Origin of the sequence: Serratia surfactantfaciens (assembly GCF_001642805.2) — a bacterium.
In the GTDB taxonomy this organism is placed as follows: Bacteria; Pseudomonadota; Gammaproteobacteria; order Enterobacterales; family Enterobacteriaceae; genus Serratia; species Serratia surfactantfaciens.
The window spans coordinates 133,715-156,101 of record NZ_CP016948.1 but is presented as its reverse complement, the minus strand read 5'-3'; the positions used below and the strand labels follow the sequence as shown (position 1 = coordinate 156,101).

Sequence of the window (22,387 nt, the reverse complement as noted above, 5' to 3'; positions counted from 1 at the left end):
GACAGGGAAATTGTGTAATGCCGCCCGGCGTCTCATACTGGGTGCCGCAGAAAAATGATCGGCAGCGCCGATAGCAAAGAAGGATTTTTCGGTATGTTTTCCCGTTTTTACCTGAAGACCAGCCTGCTGGCCCTCGCACTCGGCGGCGTCTTCAGCGTGTGTGCCGCACAGCCCGCCAAAGACGCGCCAATGGGCCGCTTCGCCGCCGAACAGACCCGCCACATCGCCACTTACTTCCCCGGCCGCATGGCGGGCAGCCCGGCCGAATTGCTCACCGCCGACTACCTGAAGCAGCAGTTCAGCAAGATGGGCTACCAAAGCGATATTCGCAGCGTCAATACGCGCTATCTCTACACCAGCAAAGACGGCAAGAAGAACTGGAACAACGTCACCGCCAGCTCGGTGATCGCCGCCCGCAACGGCGACAGCCCGAAACAGATAGTGATCGTCGCCCACTTCGACACCTATACGCCGCAGAGCGACGAAGATCTGGATAACAATCTCGGCGGCTTGACGCTGCAGGGCGTCGACGACAACGCCTCCGGCATCGGCGTGATGCTGGAACTGGCGGAACGCCTGAAGAACATCCCCACCGCCTACGGCCTGCGCTTCGTCGCCACCAGCGCCGAAGAGATCGGTTCGCTGGGGGCGCAGAACTACCTGCAGCGCATGAGCGCGGAAGAGAAAAGCAACACCGTACTGGTGATCAACCTCGACAGTCTGATCACCGGCGATCGCCTGTACTTCAACGCCGGGCGCAACACGCCGCCGCAGATGGCGAAGCGCTCCCGCGATCGCGCGCTGGATATCGCCCACCGCTACGGCATCGCCGCCGCCACCAACCCTGGCAATGCACAGCATCCGCAGGGTACCGGCTGCTGCTCCGATCAAGAGGTATTCGATGCGGCGGGCATCCCGGTGCTGTCGGTGGAAGCCACCAACTGGTCGCTGGGCGACAAGGACGGTTACCAGCAACGCGCCGTCAGCCCGCACTTCCCGCAGGGCGTCACCTGGCACCGCCCGCAGTATGACAACCTGCAGTATCTGGATCGCTACCTGCCGGGGCGGATCGATAAACGCAGCCGCGACAGCGTGCAGATCCTGCTGCCGCTGATCAAAGAGCTGGCGCAGGCGCACCCGCCGAAAGCGAAAAAGAAAAAGTAGCCCGCAAAAAAAACAGGGCCCAGCATTGCTGAGCCCTGTCGTGTGATTCGCCTCGTTTAGCCTTCGTGCAGACCGCACTCGCGCTTCAGCCCGAAGAAACGCGTCTCTTCCTCGCTCATGCCCGGCTCCCACTTCTGGGTGGTGTGGGTATCGCCTACCGACAGGTAGCCCTGCTCCCACAGCGGGTGATAGCTTAGTCCGTGCTCGGTCAGATACTGGTAAATCTTGCGGTTGTCCCAGTCGATGATCGGCAGGATCTTGAACACCCCGCGCTGCACCGCCAGCACCGGCAGATTGGCGCGGCTGCCGGACTGTTCGCGCCGCAGGCCGGCGAACCAGCTCTGCGCGCCCAGCGTCTCCAGCGCGCGATTCATCGGCTCAACCTTGTTGATCTGGTTGTACTTTTCAATCCCTTCCACGCCCTGTTCCCACAGCTTGCCGTAGCGCGCCTCTTGCCAGGCGGGAGACTGTTCGGCGCGGAACACCTGCAGATTCAGCTTCAGCTGGTCGGTCAGTTGATCGATAAAGCGATAGGTTTCCGGGAACAGGTAACCGGTGTCGGTCAGGATCACCGGGATATCCGGCCGGATGCGCGTCACCAGGTGCAGACATACCGCCGCCTGAATGCCGAAACTGGACGAGAGTACGAACTCGCCGGGCAGATGCTCCAGCGCCCATGCAACGCGCTGTTCGGCGCTGAGGGTCTCCAGTTGGCCGTTGACCACCGCCAATGCCAGCGCCTGCCCGGATTTGGGCAACGCGTTCAGCGCCGCCAGATCGAATTCAGCCATGTTGTCTCTCCTGCTACTTGAAATTGCCTGTGCGGCCCCTCTGCCCAGAGGCCGCCCGGCCTCACTCCCAGAAATCCCGCGCCGGATCCAGCACCGGTTTGACGATGCCCGCGCGAACGGTGAAGTCGCCGAAGCCTTCGCCGGCGTTGCGCTCCTTCGCCCAGCGCCCCACCAGCAGGTCAATCTCGCTCAGGATCTCGTCTTCGTTGATGTTCTCGCGGTACATGCGCGGAATACGCGTGCCTTCGCGGTTGCCGCCCAAATGGAGGTTATAGCGGCCGACCGCCTTGCCCACCAGCCCCAGCTCCGCCAGCAGCGCGCGGCCGCAGCCGTTCGGGCAGCCGGTGATGCGCAGCACGATATGCTCGTCGCCCACCCCGTGCCGATGCATGATCCCTTCCACCTTGGTGACGAATTGCGGCAGGAAGCGCTCGGCCTCCGCCATCGCCAGCGGGCAGGTCGGGAAAGACACGCAGGCCATCGAGTTTTTGCGTTGCTCGCTGATCTGGTCGTCGATCAGGCCATGTTCGCGCGCCAGGGCTTCGATCTTCGCCTTCTCGCTTTCCGGCACGCCGGCGATGATCACGTTTTGGTTCGCCGTCAGACGGAAGTCGCCTTTATGGATCTTGGCGATCTCCGCCATACCGGTCTTCAGCGGGCGCCCCGGATAGTCCAGCAGGCGACCGTTCTCGATAAACAGCGTCAGGTGCCACTGATCGTCGATGCCCTTCACCCAACCGATGCGATCGCCGCGGCCGGTGAATTCATACGGCCGGATCGGTGCAAAGGTGATGCCGGCGCGCTTTTCCACTTCGGCGCGGAAAACGTCCACCCCGACGCGCTCCAGCGTGTATTTGGTCTTGGCGTTCTTGCGATCGGTACGATTGCCCCAGTCGCGCTGCGTGGTCACCACCGCTTCCGCCACCGCCAGCGTATGCTCGAGCGGAATGTAGCCGAACTCGCTGGCCTGGCGCGCGTAGGTTTTCTTGTTGCCGTGCTCGATGGACAGCCCGCCGCCCACCAGCAGGTTGAAGCCCACCAGCTTGCCGTTTTCGGCGATCGCCACGAAGTTCATGTCGTTGGCGTGCAGATCGACGTCATTTTGCGGTGGGATCACCACCGTGGTTTTGAATTTACGCGGCAGGTAGGTCGATCCCAAAATCGGCTCTTCGTCGGTGGTGGCCACCTTCTCCTGATCCAGCCACACTTCTGCGTAGGCGCGGGTGCGCGGCAGCAGGTGTTCGGAGATCTTCTTCGCCCACTCGTAGGCTTCCTGATGCAGCTCGGACTCCACCGGGTTGGAGGTGCACAGCACGTTGCGGTTCACGTCGTTGGCAGTCGCCAGCGCGTCCAGCCCCAGACGGTTCAGCAGTTGGTGCACCGGTTTGACGTTGCCTTTCAGAATGCCGTGAAACTGGAACGTCTGGCGGTTGGTGATGCGAATGCTGCCGTACAGCGTACTTTCCTGCGCGAACTTGTCGATGCCCAGCCACTGCTGCGGGCTGATGACGCCGCCCGGCAGGCGGCAGCGCAGCATCATGGCGTGGCGCGGCTCCAGCTTCTGCTCGGCGCGTTCGGCGCGAATGTCGCGGTCATCCTGCTGGTACATACCGTGAAAACGGATCAGCAGGAAGTTGTCGCCGTTGAAGCCGCCGGTCAGGCCGTCGTTCAAATCTTCGGCGATGGTGCCGCGCAAGAAGTTGCTCTCCTTCTTCATGCGCTCCGCATCGGCCAGTTTGCCTTCGACTACCAAAGGCCCGGGGTGTTTATCACTCATCAGTAAACATCTCGCTGATAACGGCGCTCAAGGCGCAGCTCACTTAAAAATTCATCCGCCTGCTCGGTATCCATGCCACCGTGCTCGGCCACCAGTTCCAGTAATGTGTTTTCCACGTCTTTTGCCATGCGATTGGCATCGCCGCAGACGTAAATGTGCGCGCCTTCCTGAATCCAGCGCCACACTTCCGCGCCCTGTTCGCGCAGTTTGTCTTGTACGTATATTTTATGTTGTTGGTCGCGGGACCAGGCCAGATCGATGCGGGTCAGCAGGCCGTCTTTCACGTAGCGCTGCCATTCGACCTGATACAGGAAATCTTCGGTAAAGTGCGGGTTGCCGAAGAACAGCCAGTTTTTGCCGCCGGCGCCGTCGGCATCGCGCTGCTGCATAAAGGCGCGGAACGGCGCGATGCCGGTGCCCGGGCCGATCATGATCACCGGCGCTTCCGGGTTGGCCGGCAGGCGTAAGTTATCGTTGTGTTCGATAAACACTCGCACGTCGCCGTCCTCCTCCAGGCGATCCGCCAGGAAACCGGAGGCGCCGCCGCTGCGGGCGCGCCCGTCGATGTCGTAACGCACCACGCCCACGGTGATGTGCACTTCGCTTTCGTTCTCCGCCTGCGAAGAGGCGATGGAGTACAGGCGCGGCGTCAGCGGGCGCAGCAGGCCGACCAGCTGTTCGGCGCTCAGATCCGCCGGCGCCTGGCGCACCATGTCGACGATCGGCGTGTTGTGCGCGTAATGCTGCAGCGCAGCTTTATCCGCCAGCAGGCCGATCAACGTTTCGTCGCGCGACAGCGCGGCGTATTTATCGACGATCGGCGTGGTGTTCTGCGTCAGTTCGAAATGGCTGCGCAGCGCCTGCGCCAGCGGCAGGGTTTGCCCTTCCACCTCGACCGGCTCGTCGCCTTTCAGCCACAACAGCTGCACCAGTTCGTCCACCAGCGCCGGATCGTTGTCGAACCATACGCCGAGCGCATCGCCCGGCTGATAGCGCAGGCCGGAGTCGCCCAGATCGATCTCGATATGGCGCACGTCTTTATCCGACGCACGGCCGGTAATTTTCTGATTGACCGCCAGTTGGGCGGTGAGCGGCTGTTCCTTGCTGTACGGGCTGCTGTCGATCAGATCGACCGCGCCGCTGGCCAACACGCCCGGCGCGGCGCTTTCCGCCGGCGCGCGCGCCTTCAGCACCGACACCACCTGTTTGCGCCAGGCGGCGGCCAGCTCCTGGTACTCCACGTCGGCGTCCACACGCTCCACCAGGCGCTCGGCGCCCAGTTCGGCCAGTTTGCCGTCGAAATCTTTACCAGACTGACAGAAATTCTCATAAGAGGTGTCGCCCAGCCCGAACACCGCAAAAGCGGTATCATTCAGCTTCGGCGCCTTCTTCGAGAACAGGAATTTATGCAGCGCCACCGCTTCTTCCGCCGGTTCGCCCTCCCCCTGCGTAGAGGCGACGATCACCAGCAGGCGCTCTTGCGCTATCTGTTTGAATTTGTAGTCGCCGGCGCTGACCAACGTGGCGCTCAGATTGGCGGCCAAAAGATCGTCTCGCAGCTGCTCCGCCAGGCGGCGCGCATTGCCGGTCTGCGATGCGGAAATGATGGTGATGCCGGCAGCCGCCGCTGGGGCGACAGGCGCAATGCCCACGGCTCCGGGCTGTTGATTGACCATTCCCCAAAAATAGCCGGACAGCCACGCCAGCTGCGTCGGCGAATAATCGCCGATCGTCGCCTGCAGGCGCGCCAGCTGTTCGGGCGTCAGCGGGAGCAAAGATGTTGGAGGAGCCTGAGTCGTCATTGCTGTACTTATTTCCTATACTTAGCGCCTTTGCTGCCAGGCGCGCGCCAGTGTCAGTCGCTGTCTCTTCGCTGCGTCGGGTGTGCGGAAAAGATCAGGAGAGTTTGTAAGGTTACCGAGCAGAATAGCAACGATTAAATAAGGGATAGCAATAAATCATAACCAAAATGACTAAGCTGTTTTTCCGGTAAGGGATAACGCTTAAACCGTTAAACAAAGTTTTTTATCCAGATGAAAATAAAGCACTTTTTTTCATCATTTTTTCACCGTTCAACATTTCGGCTCATAACCCCAGCCGATAGGTGCCGCAAACACCAAACAAAAAAAGTGTTAACCGGGCGCGTTGGCCGTGGCGGTAGACCATAACGGTATAAATGGCAAGCAGACGCGCTTTCCGGTACTATGCGGCGGTTTTTGAGTCAATGAGGCCGTAATAATGGCAACCACGCTGTTTAAAGATTTTCAGTTTGAAGCCGCACACCGTTTGCCGCACGTGCCGGAGGGCCATAAATGCGGCCGTCTGCATGGGCATTCGTTTATGGTGCGTCTGGAAGTGACCGGTGAAGTGGATCCCCACACCGGTTGGGTGATGGATTTCGCCGAGCTCAAGGCTGTGTTTTCCCCGATCTGGGAACGGCTGGATCACCATTATCTGAACGATATTCCAGGATTGGAAAATCCCACCAGCGAAGTGCTCGCCGCCTGGATTTGGCAGCAGCTCAAGCCCCAGCTGCCGGAATTGACGGCGGTGATGGTGAAAGAGACCTGTACTGCGGGATGCGTATATAAAGGTTAAAAGAAAGGGCGCCGCAATGGCGCCCTGATTTTAGGCGATGTTCAGATACTTGTGGGTCTGCATCGACAGCCGCCAGTTGCGCGCGATGCAGGTTTCGATGCACAGGCGGGTCGCCTCTTCTTTTTGGCTGATCGGCTGCAGCGCGATAATGCGGGTCTTGTCGTCCTGCAACGTCGCCAGCAGCGCATCCAGCGCCTCGATGTCGCGCTCACGCGCCACCGGATGTTTCACCTCGTCGGCGCGCCGCAGCGCCTGATCCAACACCTTCATGCCGCCGCGCATGTTCACCTTCGGCGAAACCGTCACCCAGGTGTTGGCGGAACAACGGATTTCGTGGGTGCCGCTGGTCTCAATTTGGCAGCTGTAGCCATGCTGTTCGAACAGCTCGGTCAGCGGCGTCAGATCGTAGATACAGGGTTCACCGCCGGTGATCACGACATGGCGCGCGGTGTAGCCCTGCTGGCGCATTACCGCCAACAGCCGTTCGGCGGTGGCGTTGCCCCAGGCGTCGCTCTCTTCTGTTTTGACCAGGATCCGTTGCAGGTCTACTTCCCGATGGGCTTCCTTTTCCCAGGTATGTTTGGTGTCGCACCAGCTGCACCCTACCGGGCAGCCCTGCAGGCGGATGAAAATGGCCGGCACGCCGGTGAAAAAGCCTTCGCCCTGCAAGGTTTGGAACATCTCATTGATCGGGTACTGCATCGGTTTCTCAATCTGGAAAAGTAAAAAGCGATTATCGCAGATTCCGGCCCGGCGACCAAACGGCCAAAAATGTATTAAATTTTATCCTCGGCGCCGCCGTCAGCATATCTCACCGCTAATGGCGTTCATTTAATTTGTTAACCGGCCTTCGGCATTTCATCGGCGGTGCAAGCTGCTCCACAGAAAACAACACGCAGTTAACAAATAAGATAATTATATTTGACATAAAGCGCCGACGCGCAGATGTATATACAAGCAAACACAAGCCGGGCGACAGTTCCGGCCACGTTCCATCACGACTACATCTGCGTTTAGAGGGTGCCATGACTCATTCCACCAGCGAGTTAAACATTCAACAGGCCATCGACGACAGCAAGTTTTCGCTGTTTCACTGGACACTGATCATTCTCGGGTTCCTGATCCTCGCCATCGACGGTTTTGATACCGCCGCTATGGGCTATATCGCGCCGTCGGTCGCCAAAGACTGGGGCATAGTGAAACAGGACCTGGGGCCGGTGCTGAGCGCCGCGCTGCTGGGGCTATCGCTCGGCGCGCTGATCGCCGGGCCGATCTCCGACCGCATCGGCCGCAAGCGCGTGCTGGTGTTTTCCTGCCTGTTCTTCGGCCTGTCGAGCCTGGCCACCGCCTACGCCGGTTCGCTCAATAGCCTGACGCTGTGGCGTTTCCTCACCGGCCTCGGGCTGGGAGCGGCGATGCCCAACGCCATCACGCTGATCTCCGAATACGCGCCGCAGCGCTGCCGTTCGCTGGCGATCAACACCATGTACTGCGGCTTTCCGCTGGGCGCGGCCGGCGGCGGCGCCATTTCGTCGTGGCTGATCCCGAACTACGGCTGGCACAGCGTATTGCTGCTCGGCGCCATCGCGCCGCTGGCGCTGACGGTGTTGCTGATCCTGCTGCTGCCGGAATCGGTCAAGTATATGGTTAACCGTGGACAGGAAGCGGCGAAGATCAAACGCATCGCGCAGCGTTTCGTCAGCCAGAGCCTCGACGGCGTGACGCGTTTTTACCTGTACGAAGAGAAGCTGGCGCAGACCAAGACCAGCATCGGCCTGCTGTTCAGTCGCCCTTACCTGCTCGGCACGCTGATGCTGTGGGTGACCTACTTCATGGGGCTGGTGATCTACTACGTGTTGCTGAGCTGGATGCCGATCCTGATGCAGGGCTTGGGCTATCAGCTGGAGCAATCGGCGATGCTCACCTCGCTGTTCACCTTCGGCGGCACGCTGGGCATTCTGGTGGCCGGCTGGCTGATGGATCGCTGGAATGCGCATAAGGTGGTCTCGAGCGGCTTTGTCGTCACCGCCCTGCTGATCGTGGCGATGGCCACCGAAGACAAGCAGATCGTGCTGCTTGGCGCCTTCATCTTCCTGATGGGCGTCACCATGAACGGCGCGCAGTCCGGCCTGCAAACGCTGGCGGCCACCTTCTACCCCACCCACAGCCGCGCCACCGGCATCGCCTGGATGCAGGGCATCGGCCGCTTCGGCGGCGTCGCCGGCACCATGATGGGGGCTCAACTGCTGGCCATGCAATGGGAAGTGCAGAGCATCCTGATGTTCCTGTGCGTGCCGGCGCTGATCGCCGCCATCGCGACGGTATGCAAGATGAGCCGCAAACCGACGCTGCAACCGGCCGCCTGATCCTTGCCAGCCCGCTCATGGCGGGCTTTTTTTCCTGCGGTGATAGGGGTTGTTTATCCTCCGCCGCCAACTGTAATCAGTCTGTAAAAATATTGTGACTAGCCGCCCAAAAATGAGTCATTTTTAATTCATTTTTGCCGAATAGCTCACTTTTCTCCGGCCTTGTGCACATGAGGCCGGTGATAAAAAAACGCATATCAACCTGATATAAAAAGAAAATAACTTTTTCTTATGCCACTTTTCAGCGGCAACTGGTCAGTGTTGCATATGCTTGTACATACAAGTATATGTTAATAAGCCCTACGCATTGTTATGCCGTGGTTCTCATCCCCACCGCGGCATGGAATCTGCACCGATACTGTTTGAGGAAAATGCTGTGACTACAAATAACAAAGTTCGCAATGTCGATGTACGCGCGCCACGCGGCACACAATTAAACGCAAAAAGCTGGCTGACCGAAGCGCCGTTACGCATGCTGATGAACAACCTCGATCCTGAAGTTGCGGAGAACCCACACGAGCTGGTGGTGTACGGCGGCATCGGCCGCGCCGCGCGCGACTGGGATTGCTACGACAAGATCGTCGAAACCCTGAAAACGCTGGAAGAAGACGAAACCCTGCTGGTGCAGTCCGGCAAGCCGGTCGGCGTATTCAAAACCCACAGCAACGCGCCGCGCGTGCTGATCGCCAACTCCAACCTGGTGCCACACTGGGCGACCTGGGAACACTTCAACGAACTGGATGCCAAAGGCCTGGCCATGTACGGCCAGATGACCGCCGGCAGCTGGATCTACATCGGCAGCCAGGGCATCGTTCAGGGCACCTACGAAACCTTCGTCGAAGCGGGCCGCCAGCACTACGACGGCAGCCTGCAGGGCCGTTGGGTGCTGACCGCCGGTCTGGGCGGCATGGGCGGCGCGCAGCCGCTGGCCGCCACGCTGGCGGGCGCCTGCTCGCTGAACATCGAATGTCAGCAGAGCCGCATCGATTTCCGTCTGAAAACCCGCTATGTCGATGAGCAGGCCAAAGATCTGGACGACGCGCTGGCCCGCATCAAAAAATACACCTCAGAAGGCAAAGCCATCTCCATCGCCCTGTGCGGCAACGCGGCGGAAATCCTGCCGGAGCTGGTGCGCCGCGGCGTGCGCCCGGACATGGTCACCGACCAGACCAGCGCCCACGACCCGCTGAACGGCTACCTGCCGAAGGGTTGGAGCTGGGAAGAGTATCGCCAGCGCGCCCAGACCGAGCCGGCTAAAGTGGTCGCCGCCGCCAAACAGTCGATGGCCGATCACGTCAAAGCCATGCTGGCCTTCCAGCAGATGGGCGTGCCGACCTTCGACTACGGCAACAACATTCGCCAGATGGCAAAAGAAACCGGCGTCGACAACGCCTTCGACTTCCCGGGCTTCGTGCCGGCCTACATCCGTCCGCTGTTCTGCCGCGGCATCGGGCCGTTCCGCTGGGCGGCGCTGTCCGGCGATCCACAGGACATCTACAAAACCGACGCCATGGTGAAAGAGCTGATCCCGGATGACGAACACCTGCACCGCTGGCTGGACATGGCGCGCGAGCGCATCAGCTTCCAGGGCCTGCCGGCGCGCATTTGCTGGGTTGGCCTCGGCCAGCGCGCCAAACTGGGCCTGGCGTTCAACGAGATGGTGCGCCGCGGCGAACTGTCCGCCCCGATCGTCATCGGCCGCGACCACCTGGATTCCGGCTCCGTTTCCAGCCCGAACCGTGAAACCGAAGCGATGAAAGACGGCTCCGACGCAGTTTCCGACTGGCCGCTGCTGAACGCCCTGCTGAACACCGCCAGCGGCGCCACCTGGGTTTCCCTGCACCACGGCGGCGGCGTCGGCATGGGCTTCTCCCAACACTCCGGCATGGTGATCGTCTGCGACGGCACCGATGAGGCCGCCGAGCGCATCGCCCGCGTCCTGCACAACGACCCGGCTACCGGGGTCATGCGTCACGCCGACGCCGGTTACGATATCGCTATCGACTGCGCCCGCGAGCAAGGCCTGAACCTGCCGATGGTTGCCGCCACCCAAGGAGAAAAAGCATGAAAGCGCTGACTATTCGCCCAGGCAAACTGACGCTGGCCCAGCTACGCGACGTCTACCAACATCCGGTGACGCTGACGCTGGACGACAACGCCTATGCCCCTATCCAGCAGAGCGTGGCCTGCGTAGAGCGCATCGTTGAAGAAAACCGCACTACTTACGGCATCAACACCGGATTTGGCCTACTGGCTTCGACGCGCATCGCCCGCGACGATCTGGAAAACCTGCAGCGTTCGATCGTGCTGTCACACGCCGCCGGCGTGGGCGAGCCGACCGACGACAATCTGGTGCGCCTGATCATGGTGCTGAAGATCAACAGCCTGTCGCGCGGCTTCTCCGGCATTCGTCTGGAAGTCATTCAGGCGCTGATCGCGCTGGTCAACGCCGAAGTTTATCCGCATATCCCATTGAAAGGCTCGGTCGGCGCTTCCGGCGACCTGGCGCCATTGGCACACATGAGCCTGGTGCTGCTGGGTGAAGGCCAGGCGCGCCATCAGGGCCAATGGTTGCCGGCGACCGAAGCACTGGCCAAAGCCGGCCTGAAACCGCTGACGCTGGCGGCGAAAGAAGGCCTGGCGCTGCTGAACGGCACCCAGGTCTCCGCCGCCTTCGCGCTGCGCGGCCTGTTCGATGCGGAAGACCTGTTCGCCGCCGCGACCGTGGCGGGCAGCCTGACGGTGGAAGCGGCATTGGGCTCCCGCAGCCCGTTTGACGCGCGTATCCACGAGGTGCGCGGCCAGCGCGGCCAGATCGACGCCGCCCTCGCCTACCGCCACCTGCTCGGCGCACGCAGCGAAGTCTCCGACTCACACCGCAACTGTGAAAAAGTGCAGGATCCTTACTCCCTGCGCTGCCAGCCACAGGTGATGGGCGCCTGCCTGACGCAGATCCGCCAGGCCGCCGAGGTGCTGGAGATCGAAGCCAACGCCGTCTCCGATAACCCGCTGGTGTTCGCCGAACAGGGCGACGTGCTGTCCGGCGGCAACTTCCACGCCGAACCGGTGGCGATGGCCGCCGATAATCTGGCGCTGGCGTTTGCCGAAATCGGTTCGCTGTCCGAACGCCGCATCTCGCTGATGATGGACAAACACATGTCGCAGCTGCCACCGTTCCTGGTGGAGAACGGCGGCGTGAATTCCGGCTTCATGATCGCCCAGGTCACCGCCGCGGCGCTGGCCAGCGAAAACAAAGCGTTGGCACATCCATCGAGCGTCGACAGCATCCCAACCTCCGCCAACCAGGAAGACCACGTCTCCATGGCACCGGCCGCCGGCCGCCGCCTGTGGAGCATGGCGGACAACGTACGCGGCATTCTGGCGGTCGAATGGCTGGCCGCCTGCCAGGGCCTGGATTTCCGCAACGGCCTGAAGACCTCGGAAGGTCTGGAGCAGGCGCGCCGTCTGCTGCGCGAGCATGTCAGTTTCTATGACAAGGATCGTTTCTTCGCCCCCGACATTGAAGCCGCCAGCCAACTCTTGGCGGCCGGTCACCTGACATCGCTGCTGCCTGCGGCGCTGCTGCCTAGCCAGGCATAATCATCACACACTGAATCACGCAGTTTGTTCTGCCCCGCCGGGTGCGTTCCACCCGGCGCGGGCAGCGCGTGCCTGTTCGGCAAACACTTAACGGGAAGCAACATGCGTAACGAAACAACACAACTCAGACGCGGACTAAACGCGCGGCATATCCGTTTCATGGCTCTCGGCTCGGCGATCGGCACCGGTCTGTTCTATGGCTCCGCCGGCGCCATTCAGCTGGCCGGTCCGGCCGTGCTGCTGGCCTACCTGGTGGGCGGCGCGGCGGTGTTCATGGTGATGCGCGCGCTGGGTGAAATGGCGGTGCACCAACCGGTCTCCGGCTCGTTCGGCCACTACGCCAGCCACTACCTCGGCCCGCTGGCCGGGTTCCTCACCGGCTGGACCTACACCTTTGAAATGGTGATCGTCGCCCTGGCGGACGTCACCGCCTTCGGCATCTATATGGGGCTGTGGTTCCCGGACGTCGCTCAGTGGGTCTGGGTACTCAGCATCATCCTGTTTATCGGCGCGCTCAACCTGTGCAGCGTCAAGGTCTTCGGTGAAATGGAATTCTGGCTGTCGCTGGTCAAGGTCGCCGCCATCGTGGCGATGATCGTCGGCGGCGCGGCGGTGATGTTGTTCGGTTTCGGACAGACCCAGCACGCCACCGGCATCAGCAACCTGTGGCAACACGGCGGCTTTATGCCTAACGGCATCGGCGGCGTGGTCGCGTCGCTGGCGGTAGTGATGTTCGCCTTCGGCGGCATCGAGATCATCGGCATCACCGCCAGCGAGGCGAAAGACCCCGCCAAAGTGCTGCCGAAAGCGATTAACGCCGTGCCGGTGCGCATTCTGTTGTTCTACGTGCTGACGCTGACGGTGCTGATGGCGATCTACCCGTGGAACAGCATCGGCCAGAACGGCAGCCCGTTCGTTGAGATCTTCAGCAACCTCGGCATCAGCTCCGCCGCCAACGTGCTGAACGTGGTGGTGATCACCGCCGCCATCTCGGCCATCAACAGCGACATCTTCGGCGCCGGCCGCATGATGTACGGCATGGCGCAGGACGGCCAGGCGCCGCGCAGCTTCACCAAACTGACCGCCAGCGGCGTGCCGTGGATGACGGTGCTGGTGATGTCGGTCGCTCTGCTGCTGGCGGTAGTGCTCAACTATCTGATTCCAGAGAAAGTCTTCATGATCATCGCCTCGATCGCCACCTTCGCCACCGTCTGGGTATGGCTGATGATCCTGCTGTCGCAGATCGTCATGCGCCGCACGCTGTCGCCGGAAGAAGCTCGTCAGTTAAGCTTCCCGGTACCGTGGTGGCCGGTAGCGCCGGCATTGGCGACCGCCTTTATGGCGTTCGTCATCGGCCTGCTCGGCTACTTCGAAGAGAGCCGCATCGCGCTGTACGTCGGGCTGGTATGGATAGCCCTCCTCACCGTGGCTTACTGGCTGTGGGTGCGCAAGAAAGGCGGTGGCTCGCCGGTCACTGCGGCAACGCAGCAGATGTAGCGTTCGCTGAAGGTAAAACCCGCTGCGGCGGGTTTTTTATTGCGCCTGCGCCAACGCCTGCAGGATATCCGCCTGCAGATCGTCAAACGCCTCCAGCCCGGCGGACAGCCGCACCAGCCCCTCGCTGATATGGTGCCGTTTCCGCTCTTCCGGCGTGTAGGCCGAGTGCGTCATGCTGGCCGGGTGCTGCGCCAGGCTTTCGCAATCGCCCAGGCTGACCGCGCGCAAGATGAGCTGCAGCGCGTTGAGGAAACGAATGCCTGCATGCAGGCCACCCCGCAGCTCAAACGCCAGCATGCCGCCGGGGCGCGCCATTTGCCGCTGCGCCAACGCATGCTGCGGGAAGTTCGCCAGGCCGGGGTAATATACCCGCTCGACCGCCGGATGCTCCGCCAACATCTCCGCCAGGCGCTGCGCATTATCGCAATGACGATCCATGCGCAGCGGCAGGGTTTTCATCCCACGCAGCACCAGCGCGGCATCCTGCGCCGACAGTACCGCCCCGGTCATGTCCTTTAGCCCCTCCAGACGGATCGCCTCGGCCAACGCCTGACGCGTCACCGCGATCCCGGCCAGGAGATCCCCATGCCCGCCGAGGTACTTGGTCGCCGAGTGCACCACGATATCGGCGCCTAGCGCCAAAGGCCGCTGCAGATAGGGCGTACAGTAGGTGTTGTCCACCAGCAACAGCGCCTGATGCCGATGGGCAATCTCCGCCACGGCGGCGATATCGATCAAACGCATATTGGGATTGGCCGGCGTTTCGCAATACACCAGGCGGGTACGCGGTCCAATAGCCGCCGCCAACCGCTCCGGCCGGGTCAGATCAACGTGGGTTATCTTGACGCCAAAGCGCGCCAGACCATGATGAAAGTAGCTGAAGGTGCAACCATAGACGGTTTCGTCGACAATCAGCTCATCACCCGGTCTGAGCAGCGTCCAACAACACGCGGTGATCGCCCCCATACCGGAAGCGAACGCCACCGCAGCTTCCCCTTCCTCCAGGTTGGCGATGCGTTGCTCGAGCAGGTTTAACGTCGGGTTGGCGATACGCGAATAAAAGTACCCCGGCTCGGTGCCGGCAAAGCAGGCGCCGCCGTATTCCGCCGTGGGAAAAGCAAACGTAGAGCTCATAAACACCGGCGGAGACAGTGCCCCCTGATACCGCTGAGGATCGTAGCCGTAATGAATAGCCCGGGTGGCAAAGTCGTGGCCAACTGCTGTAGCGGACATAACACAACTCCTTACCTGAGTGGGTGAAGCTTAATTCGACGATTCATCTGGCAGGGCTGACGGCAACGCGCTGTCTCGCGTGCGCTGGCCGATGATTTGTAAAGTACGCAGCAGCAACGTTAACCCCAGCAGGGTATCCGGCTGCTTCAGCAAGGCGTACAGCGCGCGAAAACTGGCCGGTGGTGGATTCAACTGCAGCTCGCTGTGCGCCATCTGCAGCGCCGTTCCGCCTTCCCAGCCGAGGGTCACCAAACCTTCAAAGACGCCGGCTAATTTCTCCACCAGCGCGTTGTCGGCAATATCCACCACGTCCGACAACAGCGACAACAGATCGACCACGTTATCCAACCGGCCACCCGCCAGCAGCGGCTGCAGTTTCTCGAGCAACGCCGCCAATGATTGCAGGTCAGCCGCATGCACCGTGCTTTCCGTCATATCAGCCCCCTTACCGTGGCCCAGTAAAGGCCGCGGTTAAACCCATTGCGCAGCATGCCGCCCACCTTGGTGGCGGGCGTCGGCAGCACGTCGTGACGGTAGTCGTACACCAGCGGCATGCCGGCATTCAGCCCCATTTGCGCGACCGCCTGCACCTTGCCGTCATAATGGCTCACGGTTTGGCCCAGCCGCATTTCCGCCACGATGTTGTCGGCAATGACCGGCGCCTGATTATGGCAAGAGCCGCCGGCCTTGCTGACCGGCAAATCCACGGTATCGCCTATGACATACACGCCCTGCTGGCCGTAGACCTGCAGCGTTTGATGATCGGTCGGCAGCCAGCCTTCACCGTTTTGACTCTCGCTCAACCCTGTATTGCGCACCGCTTCGACTGCGCGAATCGGCGGCGTTGCCATCAGAATGTCGAACGACTGCTCTTCCCCCTCAGCGGAATAGGCGATGTTACGTTGGGCGTCTACCCGGCTGAGGGTAAACCCACGCTGGTGGAGAATGTCACGTGCGGCAAAAATGGCGGGCAACGCTTCGCCGGTCGGGCGCTGTAAAAACAGGCAGTTACGCAGCAGTTGAGAAATGGTTGGGTAGGTATAAACGATCTCCACCGCCTTGCGCACGCCGCGCCGCCGCAGGTAGTCGTCCAGCATCAGGGTGGTTTCGATCGGGGCGATGCCGCACTGGTGGGGCACGTTGGGCGTTTCAGGGAAGGACACGGTGATGAAAATGCGGCCTTTCTCGATCGTCGCCAGCTTATGCGCCAACTGCTGCGCGGCCTGATACTGGTAGAAATGATCGCCCGCCTGCGCCAACCCTTCGATGCGCTCTGGCCAGGGTACGCAGCCGGTGGCGAAAACCAGAAAATCATAGGAATAAAATTTACCGCTTTGTGTCGCTATACTTCGCTGTTTTAAATCGAAAGATTCTGCTTTATCAATAATAAACTGTATTTCAGGCCGCAATAAACTCCGCTGTGAGCGCGTAAGCTCCTGCTTGAAAAAAGAATTGAATGCCACATACATAAACGCCGGTTTGTAATAATGCAGCGGTGAATCCGATATCATTAATAACTCGACTTTATTATTAATAATTTCCCGGTGTAATTTTGCAGCCAATAAATTGGCCAGGATGGTGCCGCCGGTTCCACCGCCGACAATGATGATTCGTTGTCGCATCAAGCCCTCGCTCAACCGGCCAGCAAGCCGGCAGTATTAAGGTATGGTGATGTTCAAGGTCTACGGCAGAACGGCGAAAATAAACTGCCTTATTGGCAGTCTAGTAACGAATAGTTATAAAGCAAACAAAATGGGAATATAAAATAATCGCGTTTACTATCTTTAATGAAATTATCGGGTTAAACAAAACCACGCTTTCAATAAAAAACTTATTATTAAAATGACAATCATCACGAATTTAAAACATAAAAAAACCCGCCGCGGCGGGTTTTTATTTAGCAACCGAATCGGTCGAACTTACTGGCCTTTAACTTCTTTCAGGCCGTTGAACGGCGCACGGTCACCCAGCGCTTCTTCGATACGGATCAGTTGGTTGTACTTGGCAACGCGGTCAGAACGGCTCATGGAACCGGTTTTGATCTGACCAGCCGCAGTCCCTACCGCCAGGTCAGCGATGGTCGCGTCTTCGGTTTCACCGGAACGGTGAGAGATCACCGCAGTGTAACCGGCGTCTTTCGCCATCTTGATAGCTGCCAGGGTTTCGGTCAGAGAACCGATCTGGTTGAACTTGATCAGGATGGAGTTAGCGATGCCTTTCTCGATGCCTTCTTTCAGGATCTTGGTGTTGGTCACGAACAGATCGTCGCCAACCAGCTGGATTTTATCGCCCAGTACTTTGGTCTGGTAAGCGAAGCCCGCCCAGTCGGATTCATCCAGGCCGTCTTCGATAGACACGATTGGGTACTGTTTGGTCAGCTCTTCCAGGAAGTGAGTGAACTCTTCGGAAGTGAAGGCTTTGTTGCCTTCGCCAGCCAGCACGTATTTACCGTCTTTGTAGAATTCGGAAGCCGCGCAGTCCATCGCCAGAGTAACGTCTTTGCCCAGCTCGTAGCCCGCCGCTTTTACCGCTTCAGCGATAACCGCCAGCGCTTCGGCGTTGGAACCCAGGTTTGGCGCGTAGCCGCCTTCGTCGCCCACAGCGGTGTTCATGCCTTTGGCTTTCAGAACTTTCGCCAGGTGGTGGAACACTTCAGAACCGATGCGCACCGCTTCTTTCAGGGTTTTCGCGCCAACCGGCTGAATCATGAATTCCTGAATGTCGACGTTGTTGTCAGCGTGCTCGCCGCCGTTGATGATGTTCATCATCGGCAGTGGCATGGAGAATTTGCCTGGGGTGCCGTTCAGTTCAGCGATGTGCTCGTACAGCGGCATGCCTTTAGAGGCTGCGGCTGCTTTCGCTGCTGCCAGAGAAACCGCCAGAATGGCGTTGGCGCCGAAGTTGGATTTGTTTTCGGTGCCGTCCAGCTCGATCATGATCTTGTCGATGTTCGCCTGGTCTTTGGCATCTTTACCCAGTACTGCCTGAGCAATCGGACCGTTTACTGCAGCAACGGCTTTCAGTACGCCTTTACCCAGGAAACGAGACTTGTCACCGTCACGCAGTTCCAGCGCTTCGCGGGAACCGGTAGAAGCACCTGACGGCGCAGCAGCCAAGCCGACGAAACCGCCTTCCAGATGAACTTCGGCTTCTACAGTCGGGTTACCGCGGGAGTCGATGATTTCACGACCGATGACTTTAACGATTTTGGACATTAGGTTTTCCTCAGTACAAGTTAAACTAAAACTCCAGACAAACAGCGCGCGGTTCTCACCGCGCGCCGCCTACCAAATATTTTATTTCACCTGGCGCTTCTGATGCTCGCCAGCGGCTTTCACGAAGCCGGCGAACAGCGGATGCCCATCGCGCGGAGTAGATGTAAATTCCGGGTGGAACTGACAGGCTACAAACCACGGGTGATTCGGCAGTTCAATGATCTCAACCAGCTTGTTGTCGGCGGAACGGCCGGCGACACGCAGCCCTGCGGCTTCGATCTGCTTCAACAGCATGTTGTTAACTTCGTAACGGTGACGGTGACGCTCGACAATGGTCGGTTCGCCGTACAGCTGACGCACCAGGCTGTTGTCGCTCAGGTTGCACTGTTGGCCACCTACGCGCATCGTGCCGCCCAAATCGCTTTCTTCGCTGCGCACTTCGACGTTGCCGTCTTCGTCGCGCCATTCGGTGATCAACGCCACCACCGGGTACTTACAGTCTGGCATAAACTCGGTGGAGTTAGCGTTTTCCATGCCGGCCACGTTACGAGCGAACTCCATCAACGCCACCTGCATGCCCAGGCAAATGCCCAGGTAAGGAATGTTGTTCTCGCGCGCATAGCGTGCGGTCATCACTTTGCCTTCCACGCCGCGGTAACCGAAGCCGCCCGGGATCAGGATCGCATCCAACCCTTTCAGCACTTCCACGCCGCGGGTTTCCACGTCCTGCGAGTCGATCAGCTTGATGTTCACGGTCAAACGGTTTTTCAGCCCGCCGTGCTTCAGCGCTTCGATCACCGACTTGTAAGCATCCGGCAGCTCAACGTATTTGCCGACCATACCGATGGTCACTTCGCCGCCCGGATTGGCTTCTTCGTAGATCACCTGTTCCCATTCGGCCAGGTTGGCTTCCGGCGCGTTCAGGCTGAATCGTTTACAAATATAATCGTCCAGCCCCTGAGATTTCAATAGGCCTGGGATTTTATAAATAGAATCAACGTCTTTCAGAGAGATAACCGCTTTTTCCGGCACGTTGCAGAAAAGTGCGATTTTAGCGCGTTCGTTAGCAGGAACAGCGCGATCGGAACGGCAAATCAGCACATCAGGCTGGATACCGATGGAAAGCAGCTCTTTTACGGAATGCTGGGTCGGCTTGGTTTTCACTTCGCCGGCCGCCGCCATGTATGGCACCAGCGTCAGGTGCATGTACAGGGTGTGCTCGCGGCCCACTTCCACCGCCATCTGACGGATGGCTTCGAGGAACGGCAGCGATTCGATATCGCCGACGGTGCCGCCGATCTCCACCAGCACCACATCGTGGCCTTCGCCGCCTTCGATGATGCGTTCTTTGATCGCGTTGGTGATGTGCGGAATGACCTGCACGGTCGCGCCCAGATAGTCGCCGCGGCGTTCTTTACGCAGCACGTCGGAGTAGATGCGGCCGGTGGTGAAGTTGTTGCGACGCGACATCTTGGTGCGGATGAAGCGCTCGTAGTGACCCAAATCCAGATCGGTTTCTGCGCCGTCTTCGGTGACGAAAACTTCCCCATGCTGAATCGGGCTCATGGTGCCCGGATCCACGTTGATGTACGGGTCCAGTTTCATGATGGTAACGTTGAGGCCACGGGCTTCAAGAATAGCCGCCAGAGAGGCTGCGGCAATGCCTTTACCCAGAGAGGATACGACCCCGCCGGTCACAAAAATATAATTAGTTGTCATGCTGAACCTGAGAGTTTAGGTTTAAAGACGATGGAAGAACCAGGACGGGAAAGTAGTATACCCGAACCTCTCCTGACCTACAAACGATCGTTTTGCTGTCCATCATCTCGGCCGCCCTCCCGTGTTCATCAGGGTTTACTCCGCCGGCGCCCCGCAAACCCTCCAGGAAATACAAAGAGTTAGCGGAGAATATTTCTTTTTACCGCCCCTCAGGAGCGATAAAACGCCTTAGATTTCAGTTTGTTGGCCTTTTGCTGCCGACGGCAGCCATGCGCCTCTGACCTGACCACGAGCTTAACCGTTTCAGCTTGAGTGAACCTTGTCGGCGATCAACATTGTAGCGGTCCCCCGGCTTTCCTGCTTTACCCAAGCGTTCAAATGAAGATTAAAGACCCTATCCGCTGACTTGATCATTTCCGGGCGATGGGCAACAAAAATGCGGGTTATTGGCAATTGCCCGATAGCGCGAGTGATCCTTTTTTCGTTATCAATATCAAGATCGCTGGTTGCCTCATCAAGCAACAGCACATGAGGTTGCCGGTACAGCGCTCTGGCGATAGAAATACGCTGGCGTTGCCCGCCAGAAAGCGTGCTGCCAATATCACCAATCATCGAATCGTATCCCTGCGGAAATGCGCTGATCTCCTCGTCAATGGACGCATGGTTGGCACACTCAGCCATGCGTTCCATATCGGGTGATGCGGTAAAACCGGTAATATTCTGCTGTATGGTTCCGGCCAGGAGTTTGTCGTCTTGCATGACAAAAGCGACATGTTCACGAATGTCTCGTTTGCCCATGCCGGACATCCCCACATTATTGATGAAAACATCCCCTTCGGTAGATTCGTACAACCCCGCCAACACATGGAGGAATGTTGACTTGCCACACCCGGACGGCCCGACAATCGCCACGTTTTCCCCTGGCATGACCTCAAGATTGATCCCCTCGAAGATGTTGCGCTCGGCCTGGGAATGGCGGAACGCTAAGTTGCGGATCACGATATGCCCATTCAGCTGTGGCGATACATGCTCCCCTTCATCCCGTTCCACAGGTGAAACCGCCACGTCTGTCAGACGCTGGCTATGCATGGATACCAGACAGAAGTCGGAAACCGCATTGACTAACTTCACCGTGCGGGTAATCACCATATCGGCATAAAGCATCACAGCCAACAAGGCGCCAGTCGTAATGCCTTTATCGAACCCGATGGCGCCGACGCTAAGTACGTAAATCCCGGAAAAACCCACAAGCAATACAGCCGCCGTATTGGTCAGCAAATCAAGTTTAAACAGTTGGTTCCCTGCATGTGTGCTGTTGACCACATGGTTGACCCATTCGCGGCGGCGAACCGGCGTCAAATTCAACATTTTGATCGCGCTTATCGCTCTAACCGTCTCAAGGAAGTGGGAGGATTGCACCGCTTCAAAAGCGATATGTTCGATTTTACGATTGCGGTATGTCGAGAACAGGCCCGCTTTTAAGGCGGCATATGCACAGGCGGCGATCAGGGGACCGATAGCGAGCACAGGAGAATAGGTAAAAATAATCGCCATCGAAATAACAATCACAATCGCATCAAGGAGCGAGGCAACCATATCGGCCGTGAACGCTTCCTGAATGGCGGTCAACGATTGGAAACGCGACGCGATATCGCCGGTATGGCGCTTTTCAAAAAATGACAGCGTGAGCCTGATAAGCCGGTTAAAGAACATTTCGGCCCATTTGACGCCCAGCGTATAGCGAAGGTTCATCAAAATCCAGGCACGTACCACGGAAAAGGCGGACTTAATCAGCAATGCTGCAATGACCACGATACCGACAAAAAATATCCCTTCACGATCCGATGAACGCACTAATGTATCGATAGTAAATTGCGAAGCGGCCGGCACGGCAATTGAGAGCAGTTCCACCAAAACCGAAAGCATCAGAACGCCGGTAAAAATGCGTCTTAAGCCCCGTACGCCACGAAAAAGATCGGATACGGTAACATTCATTTCCAGCGGTTTTTTATCGAAGGTCTCCGCCGGCCAGGCCTCCATCAGAATGCCGGTGAACTTATCGGAAAGTTCGCGCAGGGAGATACTGCGCCGACCAATGGCGGGATCGAGGATCACGGCGCCTCGACGCGTGACTTTCACCAGCACCACAAAATGATTGAATGACCAATGAAGAATTGCGGGGCGGGTCAGCGAACGCAGTTCATCGAGCTCCACGCGCGAAGCGCGAGCCGTCATCCCCACCCGTTCAAACGCCGTAATGAGATCCCGCAGCGTCATCCCATGGCTGCTTGCGCCGTGGAGGGTGCGCGCCGAGGCGAGATCGATGCGTTTGCCGAAATAGCCGGCCATCATGGCCAAACAGGCCAGCCCGCACTCATTCATTTCCGACTGCAGGATAAGCGGCGTTTTTTGCCAGGAAAAAACCAT

At 59.0% G+C, this 22,387-nt stretch carries 16 protein-coding genes; 6 read left to right on the top strand and 10 right to left on the bottom strand.

What is annotated here, in order from left to right:
* The first annotated feature begins 93 nt into the window (after positions 1 to 93).
* On the top strand, positions 94 to 1,164 hold the full coding sequence (locus ATE40_RS00625; RefSeq protein ID WP_025159651.1) for an aminopeptidase: 1,071 nt from the start codon (positions 94 to 96) through the stop codon (positions 1,162 to 1,164).
* A gap of 56 nt (positions 1,165 to 1,220) precedes the next feature.
* Here ATE40_RS00625 and ATE40_RS00620 read toward each other — a convergent pair whose 3' ends face one another.
* The 3 genes from ATE40_RS00620 to cysJ form a co-directional block, all read right to left on the bottom strand.
* Positions 1,221 to 1,955, bottom strand: a complete 735-nt coding sequence (locus ATE40_RS00620) for a phosphoadenylyl-sulfate reductase (protein WP_016929052.1) — start codon at positions 1,953 to 1,955, stop codon at positions 1,221 to 1,223.
* 61 nt (positions 1,956 to 2,016) lie between these two features.
* Positions 2,017 to 3,732 carry an assimilatory sulfite reductase (NADPH) hemoprotein subunit gene (gene cysI / locus ATE40_RS00615; RefSeq protein ID WP_063918179.1) on the bottom strand — a complete coding sequence of 572 codons (1,716 nt, stop codon included), beginning with the start codon at positions 3,730 to 3,732 and terminating at the stop codon, positions 2,017 to 2,019.
* Positions 3,732 to 5,534 carry an NADPH-dependent assimilatory sulfite reductase flavoprotein subunit gene (gene cysJ, locus ATE40_RS00610; RefSeq protein WP_063918178.1) on the bottom strand — a complete coding sequence of 601 codons (1,803 nt, stop codon included), beginning with the start codon at positions 5,532 to 5,534 and terminating at the stop codon, positions 3,732 to 3,734. Before cysJ ends, cysI begins: the two co-directional genes overlap by 1 nt.
* A 436-nt stretch (positions 5,535 to 5,970) precedes the next feature.
* Here cysJ and queD point away from each other — a divergent pair, with 436 nt between their 5' ends.
* Positions 5,971 to 6,330: a 6-carboxytetrahydropterin synthase QueD gene (gene queD, locus ATE40_RS00605; protein WP_004932638.1), complete on the top strand. Its 360-nt coding sequence runs from the start codon at positions 5,971 to 5,973 to the stop codon at positions 6,328 to 6,330.
* 30 nt (positions 6,331 to 6,360) lie between these two features.
* On the opposite strand, the gene queE is transcribed toward queD, so the two are convergent.
* A complete protein-coding gene (gene queE / locus ATE40_RS00600; protein WP_063918177.1) occupies positions 6,361 to 7,032 on the bottom strand; it encodes a 7-carboxy-7-deazaguanine synthase QueE in 672 nt (223 codons plus the stop codon).
* Positions 7,033 to 7,355: 323 nt separating this feature from the next.
* Between queE and ATE40_RS00595 the strand changes: the two genes are divergently transcribed.
* The 4 genes from ATE40_RS00595 (at position 7,356) to ATE40_RS00580 (ending at position 13,793) form a co-directional block, all read left to right on the top strand.
* Entirely contained in the window at positions 7,356 to 8,696 is a 1,341-nt protein-coding gene (locus tag ATE40_RS00595; RefSeq protein ID WP_019455103.1) for an MFS transporter, read from the top strand.
* 376 nt (positions 8,697 to 9,072) lie between these two features.
* Positions 9,073 to 10,764, top strand: coding sequence for a urocanate hydratase (gene hutU, locus ATE40_RS00590; protein WP_025159649.1), 1,692 nt, complete (start codon positions 9,073 to 9,075; stop codon positions 10,762 to 10,764).
* The gene (hutH, locus tag ATE40_RS00585; RefSeq protein WP_019455102.1) at positions 10,761 to 12,296 is read left to right on the top strand and encodes a histidine ammonia-lyase; all 1,536 of its coding nucleotides are present in this window, start codon (positions 10,761 to 10,763) and stop codon (positions 12,294 to 12,296) included. The genes hutU and hutH overlap by 4 nt, the downstream gene beginning before the upstream one ends.
* Positions 12,297 to 12,398: 102 nt before the next feature.
* Positions 12,399 to 13,793 (top strand): amino acid permease, encoded by a 1,395-nt coding sequence (locus tag ATE40_RS00580; protein WP_025159648.1) that lies wholly within the window; start codon positions 12,399 to 12,401, stop codon positions 13,791 to 13,793.
* Positions 13,794 to 13,829: 36 nt separating this feature from the next.
* Here ATE40_RS00580 and ATE40_RS00575 read toward each other — a convergent pair whose 3' ends face one another.
* The 6 genes from ATE40_RS00575 to ATE40_RS00550 form a co-directional block, all read right to left on the bottom strand.
* Positions 13,830 to 15,026: a methionine gamma-lyase gene (locus ATE40_RS00575; RefSeq protein WP_063918176.1), complete on the bottom strand. Its 1,197-nt coding sequence runs from the start codon at positions 15,024 to 15,026 to the stop codon at positions 13,830 to 13,832.
* Positions 15,027 to 15,056: 30 nt separating this feature from the next.
* The gene (locus ATE40_RS00570; RefSeq protein ID WP_080286892.1) at positions 15,057 to 15,461 is read right to left on the bottom strand and encodes a hypothetical protein; all 405 of its coding nucleotides are present in this window, start codon (positions 15,459 to 15,461) and stop codon (positions 15,057 to 15,059) included.
* The gene (locus ATE40_RS00565; protein ID WP_049242070.1) at positions 15,458 to 16,648 is read right to left on the bottom strand and encodes an NAD(P)/FAD-dependent oxidoreductase; all 1,191 of its coding nucleotides are present in this window, start codon (positions 16,646 to 16,648) and stop codon (positions 15,458 to 15,460) included. The genes ATE40_RS00570 and ATE40_RS00565 overlap by 4 nt, the downstream gene beginning before the upstream one ends.
* A gap of 297 nt (positions 16,649 to 16,945) precedes the next feature.
* Complete coding sequence (gene eno, locus ATE40_RS00560) at positions 16,946 to 18,241, bottom strand: phosphopyruvate hydratase (RefSeq protein WP_004932670.1); 1,296 nt, start codon at positions 18,239 to 18,241, stop codon at positions 16,946 to 16,948.
* An 81-nt stretch (positions 18,242 to 18,322) separates the two neighbouring features.
* A complete protein-coding gene (gene pyrG, locus ATE40_RS00555; protein ID WP_004932674.1) occupies positions 18,323 to 19,960 on the bottom strand; it encodes a glutamine hydrolyzing CTP synthase in 1,638 nt (545 codons plus the stop codon).
* A 303-nt stretch (positions 19,961 to 20,263) separates the two neighbouring features.
* Complete coding sequence (locus tag ATE40_RS00550) at positions 20,264 to 22,387, bottom strand: peptidase domain-containing ABC transporter (RefSeq protein WP_063918175.1); 2,124 nt, start codon at positions 22,385 to 22,387, stop codon at positions 20,264 to 20,266.

Bases quoted from the DNA above. Each gene is read 5' to 3' on its own strand.
- pyrG (WP_004932674.1), bottom strand. From the start codon at position 19,960: ATGACAACTAATTATATTTTTGTGACCGGCGGGGTCGTATCCTCTCTG.
- eno (WP_004932670.1), bottom strand. From the start codon at position 18,241: ATGTCCAAAATCGTTAAAGTCATCGGTCGTGAAATCATCGACTCCCGC.
- hutH (WP_019455102.1), top strand. From the start codon at position 10,761: ATGAAAGCGCTGACTATTCGCCCAGGCAAACTGACGCTGGCCCAGCTA.
- queD (WP_004932638.1), top strand. From the start codon at position 5,971: ATGGCAACCACGCTGTTTAAAGATTTTCAGTTTGAAGCCGCACACCGT.
- cysJ (WP_063918178.1), bottom strand. From the start codon at position 5,534: ATGACGACTCAGGCTCCTCCAACATCTTTGCTCCCGCTGACGCCCGAA.
- cysI (WP_063918179.1), bottom strand. From the start codon at position 3,732: ATGAGTGATAAACACCCCGGGCCTTTGGTAGTCGAAGGCAAACTGGCC.
- ATE40_RS00550 (WP_063918175.1), bottom strand. From the start codon at position 22,387: ATGGTTTTTTCCTGGCAAAAAACGCCGCTTATCCTGCAGTCGGAAATG.
- ATE40_RS00565 (WP_049242070.1), bottom strand. From the start codon at position 16,648: ATGCGACAACGAATCATCATTGTCGGCGGTGGAACCGGCGGCACCATC.
- ATE40_RS00575 (WP_063918176.1), bottom strand. From the start codon at position 15,026: ATGTCCGCTACAGCAGTTGGCCACGACTTTGCCACCCGGGCTATTCAT.
- ATE40_RS00595 (WP_019455103.1), top strand. From the start codon at position 7,356: ATGACTCATTCCACCAGCGAGTTAAACATTCAACAGGCCATCGACGAC.
- queE (WP_063918177.1), bottom strand. From the start codon at position 7,032: ATGCAGTACCCGATCAATGAGATGTTCCAAACCTTGCAGGGCGAAGGC.
- ATE40_RS00580 (WP_025159648.1), top strand. From the start codon at position 12,399: ATGCGTAACGAAACAACACAACTCAGACGCGGACTAAACGCGCGGCAT.
- ATE40_RS00625 (WP_025159651.1), top strand. From the start codon at position 94: ATGTTTTCCCGTTTTTACCTGAAGACCAGCCTGCTGGCCCTCGCACTC.
- ATE40_RS00570 (WP_080286892.1), bottom strand. From the start codon at position 15,461: ATGACGGAAAGCACGGTGCATGCGGCTGACCTGCAATCATTGGCGGCG.
- ATE40_RS00620 (WP_016929052.1), bottom strand. From the start codon at position 1,955: ATGGCTGAATTCGATCTGGCGGCGCTGAACGCGTTGCCCAAATCCGGG.